The following is a 21,184-nucleotide window of genomic DNA, read 5'->3' as shown; positions in this document are numbered from 1 at the left end:
TCGATCGTCAACCTGACTTGACATACCGCAAGGCGCCCCCCGCGCCCCTGCGCAAGGCTTCCTCCCGACCGCGGCCGACGCGGCGGGAGGCCGTCCGATGCGCATCGTCCTGATCCACCCGAACTACCATTCCGGCGGGGCCGAGATCGCCGGCAACTGGCCGCCGGCCTGGGTGGCCTACCTCTCCGGCTGGCTGAAAGCCGAGGGCTTCACCGACATCACCTTCATCGACGCGATGACGAACCACCTCTCGCACGACCAGTTGCGGGACCGTCTCGCGGCGCTGAAGCCCGACGTGATCGGCGCCACCGCCATCACCCCCGCCATCTACGAAGCCGAAGCGCTGCTGAAGATCGCCAAGGAGACCTGCCCCGAGGCGGTCACCGTGCTCGGCGGCATCCACGGCACCTTCATGTACCCCCAGGTCCTGGCCGAGGCGCCCTGGATCGACGTGGTGGTGCGCGGCGAGGGCGAGCAGGTGCTGACCGACCTGGTACGCTGCATCGACGAGGGCCGCTGGCCGGCGGAACGCGACAGCGTGAAGGGCATCGCCTTCACCGCCGCGGACGGCACGGTGAAGGCCACGCCCGCCTGCCCGCCGATCAAGGAGGTCGACCGCATCGTCGCGGACTGGGGCATCCTCGACTGGTCGAACTACATCTACATCCCGATGAACACGAAGGTCGCGATCCCGAACCTGGCGCGCGGCTGCCCGTTTACCTGCTCCTTCTGTTCCCAGTGGAAGTTCTGGCGCGACTACCGCGTGCGCGACCCGCGCAAGGTGGTGGACGAGATCGAGGACCTGGTGCGCAACCACGGCGTCGGCTTCTTCATCCTCGCGGACGAGGAACCGACCATCCACAAGAAGAAGTTCGTCGAGTTCTGCGAGGCGCTGATCGAACGCAACCTGCCGGTGCTCTGGGGCATCAACACCCGCGTCACCGACATCCTGCGCGACGAGGCGCTGCTGCCGCTCTATCGCAAGGCGGGGCTGATCCACATCTCGCTCGGCACCGAAGCCGCAGCCCAGCTCAAGCTCGACCGCTTCAACAAGGAGACGACGGTCGCGCAGAACAAGAAGGCCATCCAGCTGCTGCGCCAGAACGGCATCGTCGCCGAGGCGCAGTTCATCGTCGGCCTCGAGAACGAGACGGTCGAGACGCTGGAAGAGACCTACCGCATGGCGCTCGACTGGGATCCGGACATGGCGAACTGGGCCATGTACACGCCCTGGCCGTTCAACGACCTGTTCAAGGAGTTGGGCGACAAGGTCGAGGTGTTCGACTTCTCGAAGTACAACTTCGTCACGCCGATCATGAAGCCGGATGCGATGGACCGCGCGACGCTGCTCGATCGCACCATGCACAACTACCGGCGCTTCTACCTGCGCAAGACCTTCCTCTCCTACCCGTGGCTGCGCGACAAGGTGAAGCGGAAGTACATGCTCGGCTGCCTCTGGGCCTTCGCGAAATCGGGCTTCCAGCGGACCTTCTACGACCTCGGCAAGGTCGGCTACTGGGGCCCGCAATCCAAGAAGAACGTCGACTTCCATTTCGACGAGAGCCGCACCCTGACCGCCGATGCCGCGCGCGCCCCGCACAATGCGATGTGGAAGACGATGCACCGGCCGAAGGTGAAGATGCCGGCGGCCAATGCCGACATCCGCGCCTGCGGCGGCGGCGCGGAGCAGCTCACCGAAGCGCAGATGGATGCCGTCGGCGCGCCGCGCGAAAGGGCGCCGCTGCAGGGGGACTGACGCCGTGTCCGAGGCCTCCGCGCGCATCGGCCCCAATGCGGTGACGCGGCTTGCCGAGGCGCTGCGCGCCGCGCGCGGCGAGCCCATCGCGACAGCGGTCTTCGGCCGGGCGGGCCTCGCCCATCGCCTGGCCGTGCCGCCGCAGCGCATGGTCCCGGAAGACGAAGTGCGCGCGCTGCACGCGGCCCTGCGCGCGACGCTGCCGCCGGCCGACGCCGCGACCATCGCCGCCGATGCCGGGCGGCGCACGGCGGACTACCTCCTCGCCCACCGCATCCCGCGAGTCATGCGGATCCTCCTGCCCCGCCTGCCGGAGCGGCTCGCCGCGCGCATCCTGCTCGCCGCCATCGGCCGTCATGCCTGGACCTTCGCCGGCAGCGGGCGCTTCGCCGTGCAGTGGGGGCGCCCGATCCGCTTCGCCATCGCGGACAATCCCATGGCCCGGGGCCAGGCCGCCGACCGCCCGGCCTGCGACTACTGCGCCGCGACATTCCAGGGCCTGTTCCGCGCCCTGGTGCATCCCGCGACCGCGGTCACCGAGACCGCCTGCGAAGCGATGGGCAGCCCATCCTGCCTGTTCGAAATCCGCTGGCCCGGCCGTTCCGGCCCTGCGGATGGACGCCGGCCCGACAGGGGTTCACCATCCGCCGCATGACCGACTGGAACGTGAACGCAGCCGCCACCCGCCCTCGCCGCCGGGGTCCGGTCGCGGCACTCGCCTTCGCCACGCTGCTCGCCGCCTGCGCCGCCGAGCCCCCGCCGCCGCCCGCCGAACCGCCGCCCCCGCCGCCGCCGGTCGGCTGGGTGCCGATCACCTCCCTGACCGGGCAGGGGGACATCGCGGGAGGCTTCGTTCAGGAACGCGGCCTCGTCACCCGCGGCCCCGTCCGCCGCGCCTGGATCCTGCTGAACCTGCGCGAATCGATCCCGATCCCGGAGACGGGCGGCCGCGCGCAGTCGGTGCGCTTCGTCGCCGAATACCGCTGCGCGGAACGCCAGTGGCGGCCGCTGGAAGGCGCCTGGTTCGCCAGGCCCAACGCGCAGGACCCGGTGCACGCCGAACGGCCCCGCGGCAGCGCCTTCCGGCCGGCGGCGCCGGGGACGCTCGGCGGATCCTTCCTGGACGCCGCCTGCTCGCTCTGAAGCGCGGCGCATCCGAGAGGGGCGCCGCCCCTCTCGGGCTCACCCCGCCAAAGGCCGAAAGGCCTTTGGGGACCGATACCGCGCGGCATTTGGCCGCGGTCCAGGGGGCCGTCGGCCCCTGGCAGGTTGGTCTGGAGGGGCGGCGACCCTCCGGTTCTTCACCGCCTACTCCTCGAGATCCCCGAACAGCCGGTAGCGCAGCATCCGCATGGTCGGCCGGTCCGCCCCGGCCGCCTCGGCGCTCCGCAGCGCGGCGATCGCCGCCTTGATGTTCTTGCGCTCGCGCTCCGCGTCGCACAGCCCGACCCAGCCGGTCACGAGCTTCGGCGCCTGGGCCGTCACGCGCTCGAAGATCGCCGCGGCCTCCGCGATCTCCCCAGCCTCGAGCAGCAGATGCCCCAGCCGGGCCGCGACCGCCGGCTTGTCCGGCACCGCCGCCACCGCCTCCCGCGCCGCGGCCACCGCCTCGGCCCGGCGGCCCTGGCGCCACAGCGCATCCGCCATGGCCAGGTGCACCTCCTCCGACGCCGGATCCGTCGCCAGCGCCTCGGCGAGCGTCGTGCGGGCGCCTTCCTCCTCGCCGCCGGCCATCAGCAGCTGCGCCAGCCGCGCGCGCAGTTCGGCGCTGTTCGGATGCGCCGCGAGGCCCCGGCGCACCGCCTCCGCCGCCTCCTCCGCCTGCCCGGCCCGCCACAGCGCGTCGGTGAAGCCGAGCCAGACATGCGCCGGCGCGCGGTCGCCCGAGACGGCGCGGCGGAAGGCCTCCACCGCCGCCGCGCGGCGATCCTGGCTGATCAACAGGTGACCGAGCCGCGCGGCCAGCGCCACGCTGTCCGGCATCGCGACCAGGCCTTCCTCGATGGCGCGAACGGAATCGCGCTGGCGGTGCTGCCGCCAGATCGCATCGCCCAGGCACAGCCAGGCCGATTCATCCTGCGCATCGAGCGACAGCGCCCGGCGCGCCGCCCGTTCCGCCGCGACGGGCTCATGCGCCGCGACCAGGAAGGTCGCCTGGCGGGAAGCGAGCGTCGCGCTGTCCGGATGCGCCGCCACCGCCTCGGCGAGCGCCGCCACGCCCTCGGGGATGCGGCGCTGGCGCCACAAGGCGTCGGTCAGGCCGAGCCAGGCGTCCAGCAGCGAAGGGTCCAGCCGCGCCGCCTCCCGGAAGGCCGGCTCGGCCTCCACCGCGCGGCCGGCGGCCATGCGCATCGCTCCGAGGCGCAGATGCAGCGCCGCCTCGGTGGGCAGCGCCGCGACGGCGCGGGCCGCGACGGTGATCGCCAAAGGCACGCGCCCCTGTTCCCGCAGCGCGCCGGTCAGCGCGAGCCACTCCGCCGGCGGCGCGCCAACGGCGAGGAGGCGCTCCATCTCCCCCGCCAGCAGCGGCCCCGCTTCCTGCCCGCCGCTGGCGGCAGGCTCCACGAGGATCGCGCCGAGCAGCGCGCGCCGGTCGGCGGGGTCGAGTTCGCGCGCGCGGGCAAAGGCAGCCTGCGCGGCCGGGCGCCGCTGCGCCCAGAGCAGCGTCTCCCCCATCAGCACATGCGCCGGGGCGCGCAGCGGGGTCGCGGCGACGGCCGCGCGCGCGGCCGCGATCGCGTCCTCGGTCCGGCCGAGGCCGCGCAGCAGCGCGACATGGTCGGCATGCAGGCGCGGATCGCGCGGGGCCGCGGCGATAGCGGAGCGGATGGCCTCGAGCGCCGCCTCGGGCGCCCCGGCGTCGGTCTGGCCTTCGGGTTGCGACATGGCCCCCGCCTAGCAGCATCGTGCTGAACGGTCGATGACGAGGCCGGTTCACAGCGGGCGCGCGGCGGGCCATGTCTCGGGGGTGAGACGCATCCTTCGCTGGGCCGGGCGCACGCTCCTCGGCCTTCTGATCCTGGTCGTGCTCGCCGTGGGGGGTCTCGCGGCGGCGCTGTGGTGGACGCTGCCGGCGCGCGACGGGCGGGTCGCCCTGCCCGGACTCGCCGCGCCGGTCGAGATCGCCTTCGACGCCAACGCCATCCCGCGCATCCGCGCCGGCAGCGAGGCCGATGCCTGGGCCGCGCTCGGCTGGCTGCATGCGCGCGACCGGCTTTTCCAGATGGAGATGATGCGCCGCGGCGCGACCGGCCGCGTGGCGGAGATCACCGGATCGGCCGCGCTGCGCTTCGACCGCTACATGCGCCTCTTCGGCTTCGAGCAGCGCGCGGCGATGGACCTCGCGGCCCTGCCGGCGGAAACGCGCGCGGCGCTCGACGCCTATGCCCGGGGGGTGAATGCCTGGATCGCGGCGCGGGGACGCTTCGCGGCGCCGGAATTCGTCCTGCTCGGCGCGCCGGAGCCGTGGCGGTCGCTCGACAGCCTGCTGTGGGGCAAGGCGATGGGGCTGTCGCTGTCGGGGAATTTCCGGGGCGACCTCGACCGGGCGCGGCTGGCCGCGATCCTGCCGCCCGACCGCCTCGCGACGCTCTGGCCGGTGGACACCTCGCCGGGGCGGCCGGACCGGCCGGATCTCGGCGCCGGATCGGGACCGCCGGCCGGCATGAGCGCGATCGAGCCGTTGCGGGGCTTCGAGACCCTGATCGCACAACTGCCCCGATTCCCGGAGGAGAACCCGATCCCCTCCAGCGCCTCCAACGCCTGGGCGGTCGGTGGGGCCCGGGCGACGGGGGGCGCGCCGCTGCTCGCCTCGGACCCCCATCTTGGCTACCAGGCGCCGGTCATCTGGTATCTCGCGCGGATCGAGCTGCCGGGCGGTCGGGTCCTCGCCGGCGCGACGGCGCCGGGCGTGCCGGGCATCGTCATCGGGCGGAACGAGCGCCTCGCCTGGGGCTTCACCACCACCCATTCCGACACCCAGGACGTCTTCGTCGAACGCCTGGCCGGGCCCGACGCCTATGAGACGCCGGACGGTCCCCGCCCCTTCACGGAGCGGGAGGAGGTCATCCGCGTCCGCTTCGGTGAGCCCGTGACGATGCGGGTTCGGGAGAGCCGGCACGGGCCGGTCCTGTCGGACCTCGACGCGCCGCAGGGCCGCGCGGACGGCACAGTCGTCGCGCTGGCCATGGCGAACCTCGCGCCGGCGGACACCGCCGCGGCGGGGCTGCTGGCGCTGAATTCGGGGCGCAGCATCGCCGATGCGCGGGCCGCCGCGCGGCTCATCACCAGCCCGCCGCAGAACCTGACAGTCGCGGACGCCGATGGCGGCATCGCGATGTACCTGACCGGCCGCACGCCGATCCGCCGCGCCGGGGATGGCAGCCTGCCTGTGCCGGGATGGGACGGGGCGCATGACTGGACGGGCTTCGTCCCCTTCGACGCCATGCCCCATGTCGAGAGCCCCGCGAGCGGCATGGTCGCCAACGGCAACAACCGCCCCGCCCCGGCCGACGGGCCGGTCTTCCTCGGCGCCGACTGGAACGGGGATTGGCGGTTCCGCCGCATCGGCCAGATGCTCGCCGGCGCGCCGCGGCACGATGCGCGGGGCTTCGGAGCGATGCAGGCGGATACGCTCTCGCTCTTCGCGCTCGAGGTGCTGCCGGCCCTGCGCGCCGCGCCGCGGCCGGCCGGAGCGGCCGGCGCGGCGCAGGACCTGGTGGCGGGTTGGGACGGGCGCGCTGCGGCGGGACGACCGGAGCCGCTGATCCTGCACGCGACGCTTGGCCGCTTCGGGCGCGCGCTGCTGGCCTCGGCCGGCGTGACCGAGGACGCCTGGCGCGCCACGCCGGAGTTCCTCGCCCGCATCCTCACCGACCCGGCCGCGGGCCGCGCCTGGTGTGGCGAGGGCGGCTGCGGGCCGGCATTGTCGGCAGCGCTGACCCAGGCGGTGGCCGACCTCACCCCGGTCCACGGCCCCGATCCGGCAAGCTGGCGCTGGGGGGCCGCCCATCCGGCGCGCTTCGACCATCCGGTGCTGCGCTTCGTGCCCTTCCTCGGCGACCGGGTGCGGATCTCCACACCCTCCCCGGGCGATGGAGAGACGGTGAACCGCGCCGGGTCGCGCGGCGAATCGGGCGGCATCTTCGCCAATGTCCACGGGGCGGGATTCCGTGGCGTCTTCGACCTCGCCGATCCCGCCGGCGCCTTCGTCGTCATCGCGACGGGGCAGTCAGGGCATTTCCTCAGCCCGCACTGGTCGGACCTGACCGCGCGCTGGGTCGGCGGGGGGCAGGTCCGCCTCGGGCCGATCGAGGGCGCGCCCTCGGGCCGCATCGACCTGGTGCCGTGACGCGGGGCGGTTGATTCCGGCGCGCGGCGGGCCGACACTGTGGCTTCCGAGATGCTCCAGCGCCCCAACCGCCGCCCGCAGTTCTTCTACACGACCGCGCCCCTGCCCTGCCCCTACCTGGCCGGACGGACGGAACGGAAGATCGTGACCGAACTGTCCGGCGCCGAGGCCGAGGCGCTGCACGACCGGCTCTCCCGCGCCGGGTTCCGCCGCAGCCACAACATCGCCTATTCGCCGGTCTGCCCGGGCTGCCAGGCCTGCATCCCGATCCGCATCGTCGCCGGCGCCTTCGAGCCCGACCGCACCCAGCGCCGCATCGCCCGCGACAATGCCGACGTCTCCGCGATCGAGATGCCCGCGCGCGCGACGGCCGAGCAGTTTGCCCTGTTCCACCGCTACCAGAAGGCCCGCCACGCCGATGGCGACATGGCGGCGATGGGCTTCTACGACTACCGCGCCATGGTCGAGGACACGCCGATCACGACGACCGTGGTCGAGTTCCGCGACGCCACCGACCGGCTGCTCGGCGGCTGCCTGACCGACCGGCTCTCGGACGGTCTCTCGGCGGTCTATTCCTTCTACGACCCGATGCTCGAGAAGCGGTCCCTCGGCACACATGCGGTGCTGTGGCTGGTGGACCGGGCGCGGGAGCTGGGCCTTCCCTACGTCTACCTGGGTTATTGGGTCCCGGAGAGCCGCAAGATGGCCTACAAGGCGCGCTTCCGGCCGAGCGAGGTGCTCACCGGTGGCGCTTGGCGCGTGCTGGGCGACACCCCGCCCGTCGCCGTGGAACCGACCATGTCGCGGATCGAGGCGTAGGCGCCTACCGGCTGCGCGCCCGCCAGTCGGACGGGTCCATGAAGCTGCCTTCCCAGATGCCCCGCCGCGCGGCCCGCGCGTCCGCCTCCTGCGCGACGTAGTCGAGCGAGAAGCGCCGAAAGGCGACCGCCCAGCCCTGCCGCACCAGTTCCGCGCCGATGTCGGTGCCGCGGTCGGTCACGCAGCGCACGACGCTGCGGCCGTAGCGGTCGGTGTCGAGCGCCTCGCAGGTCAGGCCGCCGCGGCCGACGATGGCGACCATGGCGTCGCGCGCCGCGCTGCCGCAGGGATAGGTGCCGCCGCGGCGCTGGCAGGTCTGGTCCATCTCGGGCGCGTCGATGCCGTGGATGCGCAGGCGATCGGTGCCGGCGGCGAGCGTGTCCCCGTCGATGACGGCGGGACGGACGGAAAAGCGCGTGGCCGCTGGCTGGACCGCAGGCGCGGCCGGCTCCGGCGCCTCGGGGACCGGGCCGTAGACGACGCGCGGCAGGCCGCCGGGCGGGGCGGCGGGTGGCGGAGCGACGGTCGTCGGCGTGGACGGCGGGGCCGCCGGGGGTCGCGCCGCTACGGACGCAGAGGACTGTGCCTGTCCGGGATTCGTCGCGACCATCCGCGCCTGCCAGGCAACGAAACCGCCAAGCAAGGCCAGCCCTGCGGCCACCGGCGCCAGCACCCGCCCGAGCGGCCGCAGCCGCCATATCAGCGTGCGGTTGCGGTCCCGCCGCGTTCGCCGTTCGGCATCACGCAAGGCGTCGCGCAGTTCAGGCGGCAATTGGCGTCGGCGTCGCCACACGCGGTCGTTTCCCGGTCCCGGTTCATCGATTCTCGATGCTCGAGGGTAGCCCAATGCCGGCACGGCGACATGCTGCGGCGGGCACCATTGACCGATTGTCGCCCGCGGCCTTCGCTGCGGGAGCGAACAGGGATCCGCCCGCCATGACCAACCTGCCCATCCCGGTGGCCGACGCCGCCACCACCGCCGAGATCGCCGACTGGCTCGAGCGCTTCGCCGCCTGCGTGCGCGAGGTCGACTTCAAGAGCGCCTATCCCTTCTGGCACGACGACATCATCATCTTCGGCACCTTCCAGGAGCTGGTACGCAGCCGGCAGGCCTGGACCGACACGCAATGGTCCAACGTCTGGCCGCGCACCAAGGACTTCGCCTTCGACATCGCGAACACCGAGATCCTGGCCTCGCCCGACGGCAAGATGGCGATCGCCGTCACGCCCTGGACCAGCACCGGCTGGAACCCGGACGGCAGTGAGTTCGACCGTCCCGGCCGCGCGACGATCGTGCTGCAGAAGCAGCCGGACGGGCGCTGGGTCGGCGTGCACAGCCACATGTCGCTCGGCCGCGGCGTGCCGCAGGACAGCCACGGCAAGCGGCCGATCAAGGCGCGCTGAAGTGCCGGCGGGGCTCCGCGGCGGAAGCCGGCGCCCCGTGCGGAACGACATCGATGTCGGGAACCGGAAGGATGGTAGCGGCGAGCGGACTTGAACCGCTGACCCCGGCATTATGAGTGCCGTGCTCTAACCAGCTGAGCTACGCCGCCATCCGAACGGGAGCGCGAGTTAGGCCGCGGCCCGCTCCGTGTCAACCGATCCCGGCGCGCGCAGGAAGCCACCGCCCAGGACGCGATCGCCATCGTACAGCACGCAGGCCTGCCCCGGCGCCACGATGCCGGGCGCGTCCAGCGTGATCCGCGCAAGCCCTGCGCCGGCGTCCCAGGCCACCTGCGCCGGCCGCGGCACCTCCCGCGCCCGCAGCTTCACCTCGCACCGCAGCGGCGCCGCCGGCGGGTCGATCAGCCAGTTCATCTCGCCGGCGCTCGCCGCCGTCGTCTCGAGCGACCCGCGCGGCGCGACCAGGATGCGCCGGCGCCCGGCATCGACGCCGGCAACAAAGAGCCGCTCGTCACCGTCCCAGGAGGCCGGCCCAAGGCCCCGCCCCTGCCCCACCGTGTAGCGCGCGATGCCCTCATGCGCGCCGAGCACGCGGCCATCGGCATGGACCACCTCGCCGGGCTCCATCGCCTCCGGACGCAGGCGCGCGACCAGCGAATCGTAGCGGCCAGCCGGCACGAAGCAGATGTCCTGGCTGTCGGGCTTCTCGGCGACCGGCAGGCCGAGCCGCGCCGCGACCGCCCGCACCGCCGCCTTGTCCGCCATGCCGCCCAGCGGGAAGCGGGCGAAGTCCAGTTGGTCGCGCGTCGTGGCGGCGAGGAAGTAGGACTGGTCCCGCGCCGGGTCTGCCGCGCGGTGCAGCTCGGCGCCCTGAGGACCTTCGACGCGCCGCGCGTAATGCCCCGTCGCCAGCGCCTCGCAGCCCAGGTCGCGCGCCAGCGCCACAAGGTCGCGGAACTTCACCGTCTGGTTGCAGCGGATGCAGGGCACCGGCGTCTCGCCGCGGGCATAGGTGTCGGCGAAATCCTCGATCACCTCGCGGCGGAAGACCTGCTCGCGGTCCAGCACGTAATGCGGGATGCCGAGCCGGTCGGCCACGTCGCGCGCATCATGGATGTCCTGCCCGGCGCAGCAGGCGCCCTTCTTCTGCACCGCCGCGCCATGGTCATAGAGCTGCAGCGTGGCGCCGACGACCTCGTGGCCTTCCTCGGCCAGCAGCCCGGCCACCACCGAGGAATCGACGCCGCCCGACATGGCGACGAGGATCCTCATCGGGCGAAATCCAGCCCCTGCTGCCAGAAGCGCTGCTCGAGCCGTGCGGCTTCGGCGAAGTCGGCGGCGAGCCGACCGAAGCGCGCCGTCCCGCCATGGCTTTCGCCCAGAGCGTCGATGCGCGCGGCCGCGGCGCGGGCCATCGCCTGGTAGTCCTCGGACCCGTAGGTGTCGATCCAGGACTGGTAGGCGTTGCCCTCGGCCTGGCGCGCGGGGTCGGCGAGGATGCGCAGCGCCACCTCGCCATAGCCCACCGTGCACGGCACCAGTGCGACCTCGAGGTCGAGGATGTCCCCGAACAACCCGCGGTCGAGCACCCAGCGCGTATAGGAGACCGTCTCCGCGCTCTCGGGCGTCGCGATGACGTCGCCCTCGGACAGGCCCCATTCGGCGCAGTACTTCAGGTGCAGCTTGGTCTCGTCGAGGATGGCGAGAACGGCCGCCGCCTTGTCGCGCATCGCCTGCAGGCTTTCGCCCTTCACCACCGCGAGCGCCTTGGCGCGGGCGAAGTGGATCAGGAACAGGTAGTCCTGGATCAGGTAGGTGCGAAACGCCGGCAGCGGCAGCGTGCCGTCCGACAGGCGCTGCACGAAGGGATGCCACGTGTAGCCCGACCAGGCCTCGGCGGCCTCGGCGCGCAGCCGGCGGAACAGGCCGCCCGGCGCGCCGAAATCGGTCTCCCAGCGCGCCGCGCCCGCCACGTCAGCCGCCTGCGTTGCGGCTGCCCTTGGGCAGCTTGACCTCGAGCCCGTCGAGCTTCTCGGTCATGATGATCTGGCAGCCGAGGCGCGAGGTCTCCTGCAGGTCGAAGGCCAGGTCGAGCATGTCCTCCTCGTCCTCGGTCGGCGCGGCGAGCTTCGTGAACCAGGACGGATCGACGATCACGTGGCAGGTCGAGCAGGCGAGCGAGCCCTCGCAGGCGCCCTCGATGTCGATGCCATGGCGGTGCGCGATCTCGAGCACGGACAGGCCGAGCGGCGCATCCACTTCCTTGCGCGTCCCGTCGCGCTCGACGAACACCATCTTCGGCATTGCTACTCCGCCGCCCTGCTTGTTCCGGAAACTGCCCTGGACCACGCCTCCGCCAGCAGGGCGGAGGCCTGGTCCACATCGGCGGGCGAGGTAAAGCGTCCGATGCCGATCCGCAAGGTGGCCCGGGCGCGCGATTCGTCCAGCCCGATCGCCTTGAGAACGTAGGAGGGCTCGACCTCGGCCGAGGAACAGGCCGACCCGGTCGAGACGCAGACCATGGGCGCGGCGGCCATGATGTCCTGGGCCGAGACGCCCCCGGGGAAGGCGATGTTGACGTTGCCGGTCACCTTGGGGGCCTCCGGCGCATTCAGCGCCACGCCCGGCACGGCGGCGGTGAGCGCCTCGAGGAAACGGTCCCGCTGCCCGGCGATGCGCCCGGAATCGAGCATCCCCTCGATCGCGGCGATGCGCGCCGCTTCGCCCAACCCGACCACGAGCGGCGCCGGCAGGGTCCCGGACCGCAGCCCCCGCTCCTGCCCCCCGCCCGAGAACAGCGCCGCGAGCCGCACCCGCGGCCGGCGGCGGACATAGAGCGCCCCGATCCCCTTGGGCCCGTAGATCTTGTGGCCCGAGAGGGACATCAGGTCGGCGCGGATCTCCTCGACGTCGAGCGGGATGCGCCCGGCGGCCTGGGCGGCATCGGTGTGGAACAGGGCGCCGGCGGCCTTCGCGACCTCGCCGATCGCGGCGAGGTCCTGGATCACGCCGATCTCGTTGTTCACCGCCATGACCGAGACGAGCAGCGTGGTCTCGTCCACCGCCGCCCGCAGCGCATCGAGGTCCAGCAACCCGTTCGCGTCGACCGGCAGGATCACCGGCTCGAAGCCTTCCCCGGCCAGCGCCTTCACGCTCTCCAGGACGCATTTGTGCTCGGTCGCCACGGTGACGATGCGCCGGCGGTCCGAACCCTGTGCCGCGGCGAAGCGCGCCGCGCCCTTGATGGCGAGGTTGTTCGATTCCGTGGCGCCGGAGGTGAGGATGATCTCCTTCGCATCCGCGCCGATCAGTTCGGCGACGTATCCGCGCGCCTCCTCGACCGCTTCCTCGGCCGCGCGGCCCAGGGCGTGCTCGACGCTGCCGGGGTTGGCGAAGTTCTCCTCCCACCAGGGCCGCATGGCGGCGAGCACGCGCGGGTCGACCGGCGTGGTCGCGTGGCAGTCGAGGTAGATCGGGCGGTTCGGTCCGGCGGTCATGGCGTCAAGATGGCCCTTCAGGCGGCGCGGCGGGAGAGACGCGACCGCATGGCCGACCACGCCTGGACGAAACGCTCCGCCGCGTCGTCGGGCGCGTTCCAGGGCAGCGAGACGCGGATGGCCGATCCGGCCTCCGGCCCGAAGCCCATGGCGGCCAGGACATGGCTCGCCGCGACCTTGCCCGAGGAACAGGCCGCCCCGGCCGAGACCCGCACGCCCGCCAGGTCGAGCGCGATGACCTGCGTTTCCGCCGGCACGCCAGGCAGCAGGATGGAGGTGGTGTTGGGCAGCCGCGGCGCTTCGCGGCCGGGAAAGCGGACCTCGGGGGCGATGGCGGCGATGGCCGCCTCGATCGCGTCGCGCAGCGCCGCGAGCGGCCCGGCGCCTTCCGGAACCGCGGCGCGGACGGCGGCGGCGAGGCCGGCGATGGCGGGCAATGGTTCCGTCCCGCCGCGCCGGCCGCGTTCCTGTCCGCCCCCGGCGAAGATCGGCGGGAGGTCCAACCCCGGGCGCAGCAGCAGCGCCCCCGCCCCCTTCGGCCCGCCCAGCTTGTGGCCCGATATCGCGAGGCTGTCAGCCTCGCCCAGCGCGACCGGGACCCGCCCGGCCGCCTGGACGGCATCGACATGCAGCAGCGCGCCATGGCGGCGGCAAATGGCGGCGGCCGCGGCGATCGGGTGGAGCACGCCGGTCTCGTTGTTCGCGGCCATCAGGCAGACCAGGGCGGGGGCGCCGCCGGCCAGCGCGGCTTCCAGCGCGGCGAGGTCGACGGTCCCGTCCGCCAGCACCGGCAGCGGCGTGGCGCCCGGCGCCGCGCGCAGCACGGCGGGGTGTTCCGTCGCACCGGCGAGCACGCGACGGCCGACCGCGAGCCCGCGAACGGCCAGCGCATTCGCCTCCGTCCCGCCGGCCGTGAAGACGACATCCTGCGCCCGCGCGCCGAAGGCGGCCGCCACGGCCGAGCGCGAGTCCTCGAGCAGCCGCCGCGCCGCCCGCCCCTCCGCATGGACCGAGGACGGATTGCCCGGCAGGTCGAGTCCCGCGATGGCCGCCGCCCGCGCCTCGGGCCGCAGCGGCTCGGTCGCGTTGGCGTCGAGCAGGAGCACGTCGCTACTGCGCCGCCTGGGCCGGCGCATCCTCGGGCCGGCCGGCGGGCGGCTGGGCGCGGCCGATCACTTTGCCGTCGATCACGTCGGCCAGCGTCATGCCGCGCAGGAACAGCCGGATCTGGTCGCCGAGCTCGGCCCAGAGGTCGTGGGTGATGCAGCGCTCGCCGCCGAGGCAGCCCGGCCCGCCATCCTCGCAGCGCGTCGCCACGATCGGCTCGTCGGCGGCCTCGACCACCTCGGCGATGGCGATCTCGGTCGCCGGTCGCGCCAGGCGGTAGCCGCCGCCCGGACCGCGCGCGGAGGCGACGAGCCCGGCGCGCCGGAGCCGGCCGAACAGCTGCTCGAGATAGGCCACGGACAGGTGCTGGGCCTGCGCGACCTCGGTGAGGGTGACGGGACGGCCATTGGCGCAGGTGCCGCCGGGCCGCGCGCGGGCGGCCATCTCCACCATCGCCATCACGGCGTATCGCCCGCGGGTGGACAGTCGCATTCGCCTACTCCGCTCTTGCAGCAACCCTGGTTCACGCCCGGCACATGGGAACCAGATAGTGATTCTGTTATGAAAATCCGACCGGCCTACCTATATTCCGGCGGTCCTCGGGGAGACGGGAACCTCTCCCGGGGCACCACGGCAGAAAACTCTTTGATGTCGAAGGGTTTAGGACCACTCCGCAGACGTCTTCGTTGCGCGGAGCAGGGTAGAATTTCCGACCAGGACGGTCAAGAATCCGTCGGTCGCGCCGTGTTCGTGGCGGTGCCCCCGCACCGTCGATGAGGTTCCCCAAACTGCGGCGGGCCCGCTGCTCTGGCTTCGTCGCGCCAGCAGGCGCGGCAGAGCGACGAGCCCGACGCAACCGCATTGGATTGAACGCACGATGCCCGAGGTCATGTTCGCCGGGCCGGATGGCCGGCTCGAAGGACGATACCATCACGCGAAACGACCCAATGCCCCGGTGGCCCTGATCCTCCACCCTCACCCGCTGCACGGCGGGACCATGAACAACCGGGTCACCTACTCCCTCTATCAGCGCTTCCAGGCGATGGGCTTCTCGGTCCTCCGCTTCAACTATCGTGGCGTCGGCCGCAGCCAGGGTCGCTATGACGGCGGCATCGGCGAGGTGTCGGATGCCTGCGCGGGCCTCGACTTCCTCCAGGCGGTCAACCCGAACGCCTCGATGCTGTGGGTCGCGGGGTATTCCTTCGGGTCCTACGTCGGCATGCAGGTGCTGATGCGGCGGCCCGAGATGGGCGGCTTCATCTCCATCAGCGCCCCGGCCAGCCACTACGATTTCGGCTTCCTCGCGCCCTGCCCGTGCAACGGGCTGATCTTCCACGGCGCGGACGACGAACTCGTGCCCGAGCCGTCGGTGCGCAAGCTGGTCGACAAGCTGAACACCCAGAAGGGCATCACCATCGACTATCGCGTGATGCCGGGTGCAGGGCACGTCTACACGCCCGAGCAGACCGACAAGGTCGTGGACGCCGCCGAGGACCACGTCATGGGCGTGCTGAACCGCAGCCGGATGGCGCTCGCCGCCGACTGAGACACCGACGCAATCGCATCGGCCTCACGGGAGGGCCGCCGGGCAGACCGGCGGCCCTTCGCTTTTTGCGGCGCCTGGCGGGCACCGGGAGCAGGCGGCAAGCCGCCCGGGGAACCTCCGCATCGCAGGCTGCGCCAGCCACGGGGCCGGCGCAGCGATCCGGATCACGTCACGGGCCGAGCCGCCCCGCGATCCGCGCCAGGCCCGCGCGGGCGCAGGCCTCGTCCCGCTCGCCCCCCGGCGCGCCGCCGACGCCGATGGCGGCGATGATCTCCTCGCCCCGCCGGATCGCGACGCCACCGGCCAGCGGCAGGATGTTCGGCAGCGAGACCAGCGCCGGCCCCGCGGGGCTGCGCGCGACCAGGCCGGCGAACTCCCCGCTGGTCGCGAAGCCGAAGACCGGCCCGAGCGTGACCACCGTATAGGCCTTGCGGAAGCTGCTCTGCTCCGTGTGGATCGTGCTGTGGTCGCCGCGCGCCTGCAGGCGCAGCACGCCCGCCGTGTCGACGACCGAGACCGAGACCGGCCAGCCCTGCGCCTCGCAGGCGCGGACCGCCTCCTGCGCCGCCTCGATGGCGAGGGCGAGGGGCAATTGCCCCTCGCCATGCCGGACCTGCGCCATGGCCGGCTGCGCGGACAGCAGCAGCACCGCGAGGCGCAGGGCGACCCGCAGCGCCATTGCGGCCGCCCTCACGCCGCGTGCACCCGGCCGAGGAAATTCCGCACCAGGGCGGCGATCTCCTCGCCCCGGGTCTCCAGCGCGAAATGCCCGGCGTCGAGCAGATGCACCTCCGCCCCCGGCACGTCGCGCCGGAAGGCCTCGGCGCCGGCGGGCAGGAAGAAGGGGTCGTTGCGCCCCCACACCGCGAGCAGCGGCGGGCGGTGGGTGCGCAGGTAGGACTGGATCTCCGGATAGAGCTCGACGTTCGAGCGGTAGTCGAGGAAGAGGTCCAGCTGGATCTCGGCATTGCCGGGCCGGTCGAGCAGCGCCTGGTCGAGCGTCCAGGCCTCGGGCGCGACCAGGCTCTCGTCATGCGCGCCATGGACGTACTGCCAGCGCGTCGTCTCGGGGGCGAGGAAGCCGCGCAGCGCGGCGCGGTTGGCCTCGCTCGGCGCCTGCCAATAGGCCTGGATCGGGTTCCACCCCTCGCTCAGACCCTCGCGATAGGCGTTGCCGTTCTGGGTGACGATGGCGGCGATCCGCTCGGGGTGCCGCAGCGCCAGGCGGAAGCCGACCGGGGCGCCGTAGTCGAAGACCATGATCGCGAAGCGGGTGAGGCCGATGGTCTCGGTGAAGCGCTCGACCAGCCGCGCGATGGCGTCGAAGCGGTAGGCGAAGGCCTCGCGCGCCGGCGCACCGGAAAACCCGAAGCCCGGCAGGTCGGGCGCCACGACGTGCCAGCGGTCGGCGAGGCGCGGGATCAGGTTGCGGTACATGTGCGAGGAGGTCGGGAAGCCGTGCAGCAGCAGGATGGTGGGGTTGGCCGGGTCGCCGGCCTCGCGGGAGAAGATCTCGACGCCGTCCACGAGGGTGCGGCGATGGCGGATGGTCATGCGGGGTGCTCCTTGGTCACCGGCGCGATGCCGGTGTGCGCCCGGCAGATGCGCCGGCCGCCGCCGCGGCTGAATGCGCGCGCGCCGCGCTACTCTGTTGCCATCCGCGCAATGGCGGCGCAGTCGCGCCGCAACCCGTCCGCCAGATGGTCCAGCAGCAGCCGCACGCGTCGCGACAGGTGGCGCGTCGGCGCATAGACCAGATGCACGGGCTCGGGCGGCGGCGCATGGGCGGAAAGCACCCGCCGCAGCCGCCCCGCCGCGACATGCGCGGCCGCCTGGTAGGAGACGAGGTTGGCGAGGCCGAGCCCCGCAACCGCGGCGTCCACCGCCGCATCCGGCGTGTTCACCACCAGCCGCGGCGCCACCACCACGACGGCCGCGCCGGGGAAGGTCCAGCGGTCCGGCACCGGCGCCAGCGCCGTGCAGGCGATCACCGCGTGGCCGGCGAGGTCGCGCGGCGCCTCCGGCCGCCCATGGGCGGCGAGGTAGGCGGGGCTGGCGTAGATCCCCTCCTGCACCTCCCCGAGCCTGGTCGCGCGCAGCGCGCTGTCGGGCAGCGCGCCGATGCGCACGGCGAGGTCGAGACCCTCATCCGCCAGCGAGACCACGCGGTCGAGCAGCATCAGCCGCACCGCCACGCCCGGGTGCTGGACGAGGAAGCCCTGCACCAGCCGCAGCACGTGCAGCCGGCCGAACATGGTCGGCGCCGTCACCGCGACGCTGCCGTGCAGCGCCGCGACATCCTCGGTGACGGCGTCGAGTTCCTCCATCCCCGCGAGGATCCGCCGCGCGCTTTCGAGCGCACGCTGCCCAGCCTCGGTCAGCGAGACGGCGCGCGTCGTCCGCTGCAGCAGCCGCACCTTCAGCCGGTCCTCGAGGTCCGCGACCGCACGCGTCACCGCCGCGGGCGAGCGCTGCAGCAGCCGCGCGGCCGCCGCGAAGCCGCCCTGCTCGGCGACCGCGACGAAGACGGCAAGGGTGTCGAGGCGATCCATCCGGTCGGCAGGCCCATCACGGCGGCGCGCCGCGCGCGGCCCCCTAGGCGGCCGCCCGGCGCCCGTGCATCGTGCAGCGACCGATCCCGGGAGGAAACAACGACATGAACGCCACCCGCCGCGGCATGATCGCCGCCGCACTCGCCGTGCCTGCCATCGCCCGCGCCCAGGGCGGCTGGCGGCCGGACCGGCAGATCACCATGATCGTCGCCTATGCCGCCGGCGGCGGGACGGACACCGCGGCGCGCACCATCGCGCGCTTCATGGAAAAGGACCTCGGCCAGCCGGTGGTGGTGCTGAACCGGCCCGGCGCCGGGGGCGAGATCGGCTTCTCCGAACTCGCCCGCGCGCGGCCCGACGGCTACACGATCGGCTTCATCAACACGCCCTCCATCGTCACCGTGCCGATCGAGCGGCGCGCGCGCTTCAGCCTCGACGACTTCGCGCTGATCGCGAACATCGTCGACGACCCGGGCGGGATCTGGGTGCTGAACGACAACCCGATGCGCGACTTCCAGGGCATGCTCGCCGCCGCGCGGGCGCGGCCGGGCGCGGTGGGCTACGGGACGACGGGCATCGGGTCGGACGACCACCTCGCGATGCTCGCCATCGAGCGGGCGACGAACACGCAGTTCCTGCACATCCCCTTCGCCGGCTCGGCGCAGGTGAAGCAGAACCTGCTCTCACGCGCGATTCCGCTCGCCGTGATGAACATGGCCGAGGGCATCAACGAATGGCGCCAGGGCGTCATCCGGCCCCTGGTGCAGATGGGCGCGACGCGCTGGGAACCGGCGGCCGAGGTGCCGACGCTCAAGGAATTCAACCTCGACATCGTCGAGGGCTCGATGCGCGGCATGGCCGCCCCGGCGGGGATGCCGCCCGAGGTGATGGAGCGCCTCGCCCTTTCCGTCCGGCGCACGGTGGACGATGCCGAGTTCAAGGCGCTCGCCGCGCAGCAGAACCTGCCGCTGCGCTTCCTCGGCCCCGAGCCCTACCGCGCCGAATTGATCGCGCTGCGCACGCGCTACCAGGCGCTCTGGGCGCAGCATCCCTGGAAGGAGTGACGCGGTGGCGCAGTTCCGCGGCGTCTGGCCGATCCTCTACGCCTTCTTCGATGCGCAGGAACGGCTCGACCGCGCCGCGATGCGCGCGCAGGTCGAGGCCTGCATCCGCGGCGGCGCGCACGGCATCGCGGTGCTCGGCCTGGTCACCGAGTTCCACAAGCTGACGCTGGTCGAACGCCGCACCATCATCGACTGGGTGCTCGAGGACGTGGCCGGCCGCGTGCCGGTCGCCGTCACCGTCAACGAGGCCGGCGTCGCCGCGGCGCTCGAGGTCTGCCGGGCGGCCGAGGCCGCCGGCGCCGCCTGGCTGATCCTGCAGCCGCCGCAGATGGCCGGCATGAACGAGGCCGCGCTGGTCCGCTTCATGGGCGCGCTCGCCGAAGGCGTGTCGATCCCCTGCGGCCCGCAGAACAACCCGGCGATGATGGATGTCGCGCTGTCGGCCTCCGCGCTGCGCACGCTGAACCGCGCGCATCCGCAGTTCCGCATGATGAAGGGTGAGGGCCCGATCCTTTACGTGAAGCGGCTGATCGAGGAGACCGAGGGCGCATTCGCGATCTTCAACGGCCTCGCCGGGCTCGAGCTGACGGACACGCATCGCATCGGCTGCGCCGGGATGATCCCCGCCCCCGATGTCGCGGACGTGCAGGCACGCATCTGGAACCTGATGGACGCGGGCGACGAGGAGGCGGCAGAGGCGCTGCATCGGAGCGTGCTGCCGCTCGCGACCTTCATGATGATGCCCCGCACGGCCGAGCACTTCGCGGCCTATGGCAAGCCGTTCTTCGCGAAGCGCGCGGGGATCGCGCCGCCGCACGGGCGCCGACCCTGCGTGGAGCCGCATCCGCTGGGGGTGGAGATCCTGGAACGGCTCGGGCGGGGGCTGCCGGCGTTGTAGGTCGGGGGAGGAGAACCTCCCCCGAGCCCCCTCCCTTCTTTGTTTCTTGGTTCCAAGGAAGGTTGAGGGGGGTTTCGGGGGGAGAAGTTCCCTTCTCCCCCCGCCCTACCCCTTCAGCGCAATCAGATCGGCCACGTTCGCCGGCGTCAGCAGCCCGGCGAGCCGCCCCTCGCCGTCCTCCACCGCCACCGCCGGCGCCGCCGCCAGCGTCTTCAGCGCCTCGTTCAGCGGCACGCCCCGTTTCACGCGCGGCACGTCCTGCATCGCATCCGCGACCGGCGTGCTCGGCCCGGTCGCGCGCAGCGCGTGGATGATCGCATCGCGCGTCAGCAGGCCCAGGATGCGTCCCGTGCCGTCCACCACCGGGAAGTCCCGCTGCGGCGTGCGCAGCAGCGCCTCGGCCGCCGCACCGACATCGGCTTCGGGCGGCAGGGCCTCGAAGCGCGTCTCCATCGCATCCTCGGCCGCGAGGCTGCGCGTCGCGGCGCGCAGGTCCTCCTCCGCCGTCTCGCCCGCGGCGCCGAGCCAGACGAACAGCGCGATGAAGATCAGGATCGGCGAGCCGAACAGCCCGAGGAAGCCCAGCAGGATCGCCACCCCCTGCCCGACATTCGCCGCCGCCCGCGTCGCGTCCCGGTGGCTCATGCGGAAGGCGAGCACCGCCCGCAGCACCCGCCCGCCATCCATCGGGAAGGCCGGGATCAGGTTGAACAGCAGCAGGAAGGCGTTCACCCAGAACAGCCGCGCGAGGATGTCCGACCGCGCATCCTCGACCATCAGACCTTCCTGCGGGGACGGAACGCCGCCGAGGATAGCCGCCAGCGCCAGGCAGATGACGAGGTTCACCGCGGGTCCGGCGAGCGCGATCGCGATCTCGCGCCAGGGTTCCTCCGGGATGCGCTCGAGCCGCGCGAGGCCGCCGATCGGCAGCAGGGTGATGTCGGGCGTGGCGATCCCGTAGCGCCGCGCGGCGGCGGCGTGGCCGAGCTCATGCAGCACGACGCAGGCGAAGACCAGGCAGACGAAGACCATGCCGGAGACGGCCTCGGCGAGGCCGCCTTCGCGCGCATGCATGGCGCCGATCCAGGCCAGCAGCAGGAAGAAGGTAACGTGGATCCGGATGACCGTCCCGCGCACGGTCGCGATGGGGAAGGACCAGGCCATGCTCACTCCTGCCGCCGTGCGGCGGCT

Annotated in this window: 21 protein-coding genes and 1 tRNA gene; 9 read left to right on the top strand and 13 right to left on the bottom strand. The window is 72.9% G+C overall.

Going from position 1 to position 21,184, the window contains the following annotated elements:
- Positions 1–97: 97 nt before the first annotated feature.
- From bchE to GWK15_RS10460, 3 genes are read left to right on the top strand one after another with little or no spacing between them, the layout of a single operon-like run.
- Positions 98–1,756, top strand: coding sequence for a magnesium-protoporphyrin IX monomethyl ester anaerobic oxidative cyclase (gene bchE / locus GWK15_RS10470; RefSeq protein WP_168041224.1), 1,659 nt, complete (start codon positions 98–100; stop codon positions 1,754–1,756).
- Positions 1,757–1,760: 4 nt separating this feature from the next.
- On the top strand, positions 1,761–2,411 hold the full coding sequence (gene bchJ, locus GWK15_RS10465; protein ID WP_338147229.1) for a bacteriochlorophyll 4-vinyl reductase: 651 nt from the start codon (positions 1,761–1,763) through the stop codon (positions 2,409–2,411).
- Positions 2,408–2,899 (top strand): surface-adhesin E family protein, encoded by a 492-nt coding sequence (locus GWK15_RS10460; RefSeq protein ID WP_168041222.1) that lies wholly within the window; start codon positions 2,408–2,410, stop codon positions 2,897–2,899. The genes bchJ and GWK15_RS10460 overlap by 4 nt, the downstream gene beginning before the upstream one ends.
- A gap of 165 nt (positions 2,900–3,064) precedes the next feature.
- Here GWK15_RS10460 and GWK15_RS26310 read toward each other — a convergent pair whose 3' ends face one another.
- Complete coding sequence (locus GWK15_RS26310; RefSeq protein ID WP_168041221.1) at positions 3,065–4,642, bottom strand: tetratricopeptide repeat protein; 1,578 nt, start codon at positions 4,640–4,642, stop codon at positions 3,065–3,067.
- 82 nt (positions 4,643–4,724) lie between these two features.
- Here GWK15_RS26310 and GWK15_RS10450 point away from each other — a divergent pair, with 82 nt between their 5' ends.
- Together GWK15_RS10450 and GWK15_RS10445 are read left to right on the top strand one after the other, a co-directional pair.
- A complete protein-coding gene (locus tag GWK15_RS10450) occupies positions 4,725–7,106 on the top strand; it encodes a penicillin acylase family protein (protein ID WP_338147228.1) in 2,382 nt (793 codons plus the stop codon).
- A gap of 51 nt (positions 7,107–7,157) precedes the next feature.
- A complete protein-coding gene (locus GWK15_RS10445; protein WP_168041219.1) occupies positions 7,158–7,925 on the top strand; it encodes an arginyltransferase in 768 nt (255 codons plus the stop codon).
- A 4-nt stretch (positions 7,926–7,929) separates the two neighbouring features.
- Here the strand turns inward: GWK15_RS10445 and GWK15_RS26305 are convergent, their stop codons facing one another.
- Positions 7,930–8,718, bottom strand: coding sequence for a thermonuclease family protein (locus GWK15_RS26305; RefSeq protein ID WP_209442110.1), 789 nt, complete (start codon positions 8,716–8,718; stop codon positions 7,930–7,932).
- Positions 8,719–8,861: 143 nt separating this feature from the next.
- On the opposite strand from GWK15_RS26305, the gene GWK15_RS10435 reads away from it, so the two are divergent.
- Positions 8,862–9,329 carry a YybH family protein gene (locus GWK15_RS10435; RefSeq protein ID WP_168041218.1) on the top strand — a complete coding sequence of 156 codons (468 nt, stop codon included), beginning with the start codon at positions 8,862–8,864 and terminating at the stop codon, positions 9,327–9,329.
- A gap of 72 nt (positions 9,330–9,401) precedes the next feature.
- Here GWK15_RS10435 and GWK15_RS10430 read toward each other — a convergent pair.
- From GWK15_RS10430 to GWK15_RS10400, 7 genes are all read right to left on the bottom strand, one after another.
- A tRNA-Met gene (locus GWK15_RS10430) sits at positions 9,402–9,478 on the bottom strand.
- Positions 9,479–9,497: 19 nt separating this feature from the next.
- Positions 9,498–10,601 carry a tRNA 2-thiouridine(34) synthase MnmA gene (mnmA, locus tag GWK15_RS10425; RefSeq protein WP_168041217.1) on the bottom strand — a complete coding sequence of 368 codons (1,104 nt, stop codon included), beginning with the start codon at positions 10,599–10,601 and terminating at the stop codon, positions 9,498–9,500.
- Positions 10,598–11,302 (bottom strand): thiaminase II/PqqC family protein, encoded by a 705-nt coding sequence (locus GWK15_RS10420; RefSeq protein WP_168041216.1) that lies wholly within the window; start codon positions 11,300–11,302, stop codon positions 10,598–10,600. Before GWK15_RS10420 ends, mnmA begins: the two co-directional genes overlap by 4 nt.
- A 1-nt stretch (position 11,303) precedes the next feature.
- Positions 11,304–11,633, bottom strand: a complete 330-nt coding sequence (locus tag GWK15_RS10415; RefSeq protein ID WP_168041215.1) for a ferredoxin family 2Fe-2S iron-sulfur cluster binding protein — start codon at positions 11,631–11,633, stop codon at positions 11,304–11,306.
- Positions 11,634–11,635: 2 nt separating this feature from the next.
- Complete coding sequence (locus tag GWK15_RS10410) at positions 11,636–12,826, bottom strand: cysteine desulfurase family protein (protein ID WP_168041214.1); 1,191 nt, start codon at positions 12,824–12,826, stop codon at positions 11,636–11,638.
- 17 nt (positions 12,827–12,843) lie between these two features.
- Positions 12,844–13,962 (bottom strand): cysteine desulfurase family protein, encoded by a 1,119-nt coding sequence (locus GWK15_RS10405; RefSeq protein WP_168041213.1) that lies wholly within the window; start codon positions 13,960–13,962, stop codon positions 12,844–12,846.
- Entirely contained in the window at positions 13,937–14,425 is a 489-nt protein-coding gene (locus GWK15_RS10400; RefSeq protein WP_168041212.1) for an Rrf2 family transcriptional regulator, read from the bottom strand. Before GWK15_RS10400 ends, GWK15_RS10405 begins: the two co-directional genes overlap by 26 nt.
- 385 nt (positions 14,426–14,810) lie before the next feature.
- Here GWK15_RS10400 and GWK15_RS10395 point away from each other — a divergent pair, with 385 nt between their 5' ends.
- On the top strand, positions 14,811–15,479 hold the full coding sequence (locus GWK15_RS10395) for an alpha/beta hydrolase (protein WP_168041211.1): 669 nt from the start codon (positions 14,811–14,813) through the stop codon (positions 15,477–15,479).
- A gap of 169 nt (positions 15,480–15,648) precedes the next feature.
- Here the strand turns inward: GWK15_RS10395 and GWK15_RS10390 are convergent, their stop codons facing one another.
- The 3 genes from GWK15_RS10390 to GWK15_RS10380 all read right to left on the bottom strand — a co-directional run bounded on the left by GWK15_RS10390 (position 15,649) and on the right by GWK15_RS10380 (position 18,031).
- Entirely contained in the window at positions 15,649–16,173 is a 525-nt protein-coding gene (locus GWK15_RS10390) for a GlcG/HbpS family heme-binding protein (protein ID WP_209442109.1), read from the bottom strand.
- On the bottom strand, positions 16,170–17,033 hold the full coding sequence (locus tag GWK15_RS10385; protein WP_168041210.1) for an alpha/beta fold hydrolase: 864 nt from the start codon (positions 17,031–17,033) through the stop codon (positions 16,170–16,172). Before GWK15_RS10385 ends, GWK15_RS10390 begins: the two co-directional genes overlap by 4 nt.
- A gap of 89 nt (positions 17,034–17,122) precedes the next feature.
- Positions 17,123–18,031, bottom strand: coding sequence for a LysR family transcriptional regulator (locus GWK15_RS10380; RefSeq protein WP_168041209.1), 909 nt, complete (start codon positions 18,029–18,031; stop codon positions 17,123–17,125).
- Between the two features lie 104 nt (positions 18,032–18,135).
- On the opposite strand from GWK15_RS10380, the gene GWK15_RS10375 reads away from it, so the two are divergent.
- Positions 18,136–19,095 (top strand): tripartite tricarboxylate transporter substrate binding protein, encoded by a 960-nt coding sequence (locus tag GWK15_RS10375; protein WP_168041208.1) that lies wholly within the window; start codon positions 18,136–18,138, stop codon positions 19,093–19,095.
- Between the two features lie 4 nt (positions 19,096–19,099).
- Positions 19,100–19,993 carry a dihydrodipicolinate synthase family protein gene (locus GWK15_RS10370; RefSeq protein ID WP_168041207.1) on the top strand — a complete coding sequence of 298 codons (894 nt, stop codon included), beginning with the start codon at positions 19,100–19,102 and terminating at the stop codon, positions 19,991–19,993.
- 105 nt (positions 19,994–20,098) lie between these two features.
- Here GWK15_RS10370 and GWK15_RS10365 read toward each other — a convergent pair whose 3' ends face one another.
- The gene (locus GWK15_RS10365) at positions 20,099–21,157 is read right to left on the bottom strand and encodes a site-2 protease family protein (protein WP_168041206.1); all 1,059 of its coding nucleotides are present in this window, start codon (positions 21,155–21,157) and stop codon (positions 20,099–20,101) included.
- Positions 21,158–21,184: the final 27 nt, after the last annotated feature.

Origin of the sequence: Neoroseomonas oryzicola (genome assembly GCF_012163135.1) — a bacterium.
Classification (GTDB): Bacteria; Pseudomonadota; Alphaproteobacteria; order Acetobacterales; family Acetobacteraceae; genus Neoroseomonas; species Neoroseomonas oryzicola.
Note: the sequence above shows the minus strand (reverse complement) of the source record. Positions and strands in the feature narration are given on the sequence as shown.

Coding starts and splice junctions, on each gene's coding strand:
- bchE (WP_168041224.1), top strand. CDS start 98: ATGCGCATCGTCCTGATCCACCCGAACTACCATTCCGGCGGGGCCGAG.
- GWK15_RS10460 (WP_168041222.1), top strand. CDS start 2,408: ATGACCGACTGGAACGTGAACGCAGCCGCCACCCGCCCTCGCCGCCGG.
- GWK15_RS26310 (WP_168041221.1), bottom strand. CDS start 4,642: ATGTCGCAACCCGAAGGCCAGACCGACGCCGGGGCGCCCGAGGCGGCG.
- GWK15_RS10445 (WP_168041219.1), top strand. CDS start 7,158: ATGCTCCAGCGCCCCAACCGCCGCCCGCAGTTCTTCTACACGACCGCG.
- GWK15_RS10435 (WP_168041218.1), top strand. CDS start 8,862: ATGACCAACCTGCCCATCCCGGTGGCCGACGCCGCCACCACCGCCGAG.
- mnmA (WP_168041217.1), bottom strand. CDS start 10,601: ATGAGGATCCTCGTCGCCATGTCGGGCGGCGTCGATTCCTCGGTGGTG.
- GWK15_RS10415 (WP_168041215.1), bottom strand. CDS start 11,633: ATGCCGAAGATGGTGTTCGTCGAGCGCGACGGGACGCGCAAGGAAGTG.
- GWK15_RS10410 (WP_168041214.1), bottom strand. CDS start 12,826: ATGACCGCCGGACCGAACCGCCCGATCTACCTCGACTGCCACGCGACC.
- GWK15_RS10405 (WP_168041213.1), bottom strand. CDS start 13,962: ATGCGCCGGCCCAGGCGGCGCAGTAGCGACGTGCTCCTGCTCGACGCC.
- GWK15_RS10400 (WP_168041212.1), bottom strand. CDS start 14,425: ATGCGACTGTCCACCCGCGGGCGATACGCCGTGATGGCGATGGTGGAG.
- GWK15_RS10395 (WP_168041211.1), top strand. CDS start 14,811: ATGCCCGAGGTCATGTTCGCCGGGCCGGATGGCCGGCTCGAAGGACGA.
- GWK15_RS10385 (WP_168041210.1), bottom strand. CDS start 17,033: ATGACCATCCGCCATCGCCGCACCCTCGTGGACGGCGTCGAGATCTTC.
- GWK15_RS10380 (WP_168041209.1), bottom strand. CDS start 18,031: ATGGATCGCCTCGACACCCTTGCCGTCTTCGTCGCGGTCGCCGAGCAG.
- GWK15_RS10375 (WP_168041208.1), top strand. CDS start 18,136: ATGAACGCCACCCGCCGCGGCATGATCGCCGCCGCACTCGCCGTGCCT.
- GWK15_RS10365 (WP_168041206.1), bottom strand. CDS start 21,157: ATGGCCTGGTCCTTCCCCATCGCGACCGTGCGCGGGACGGTCATCCGG.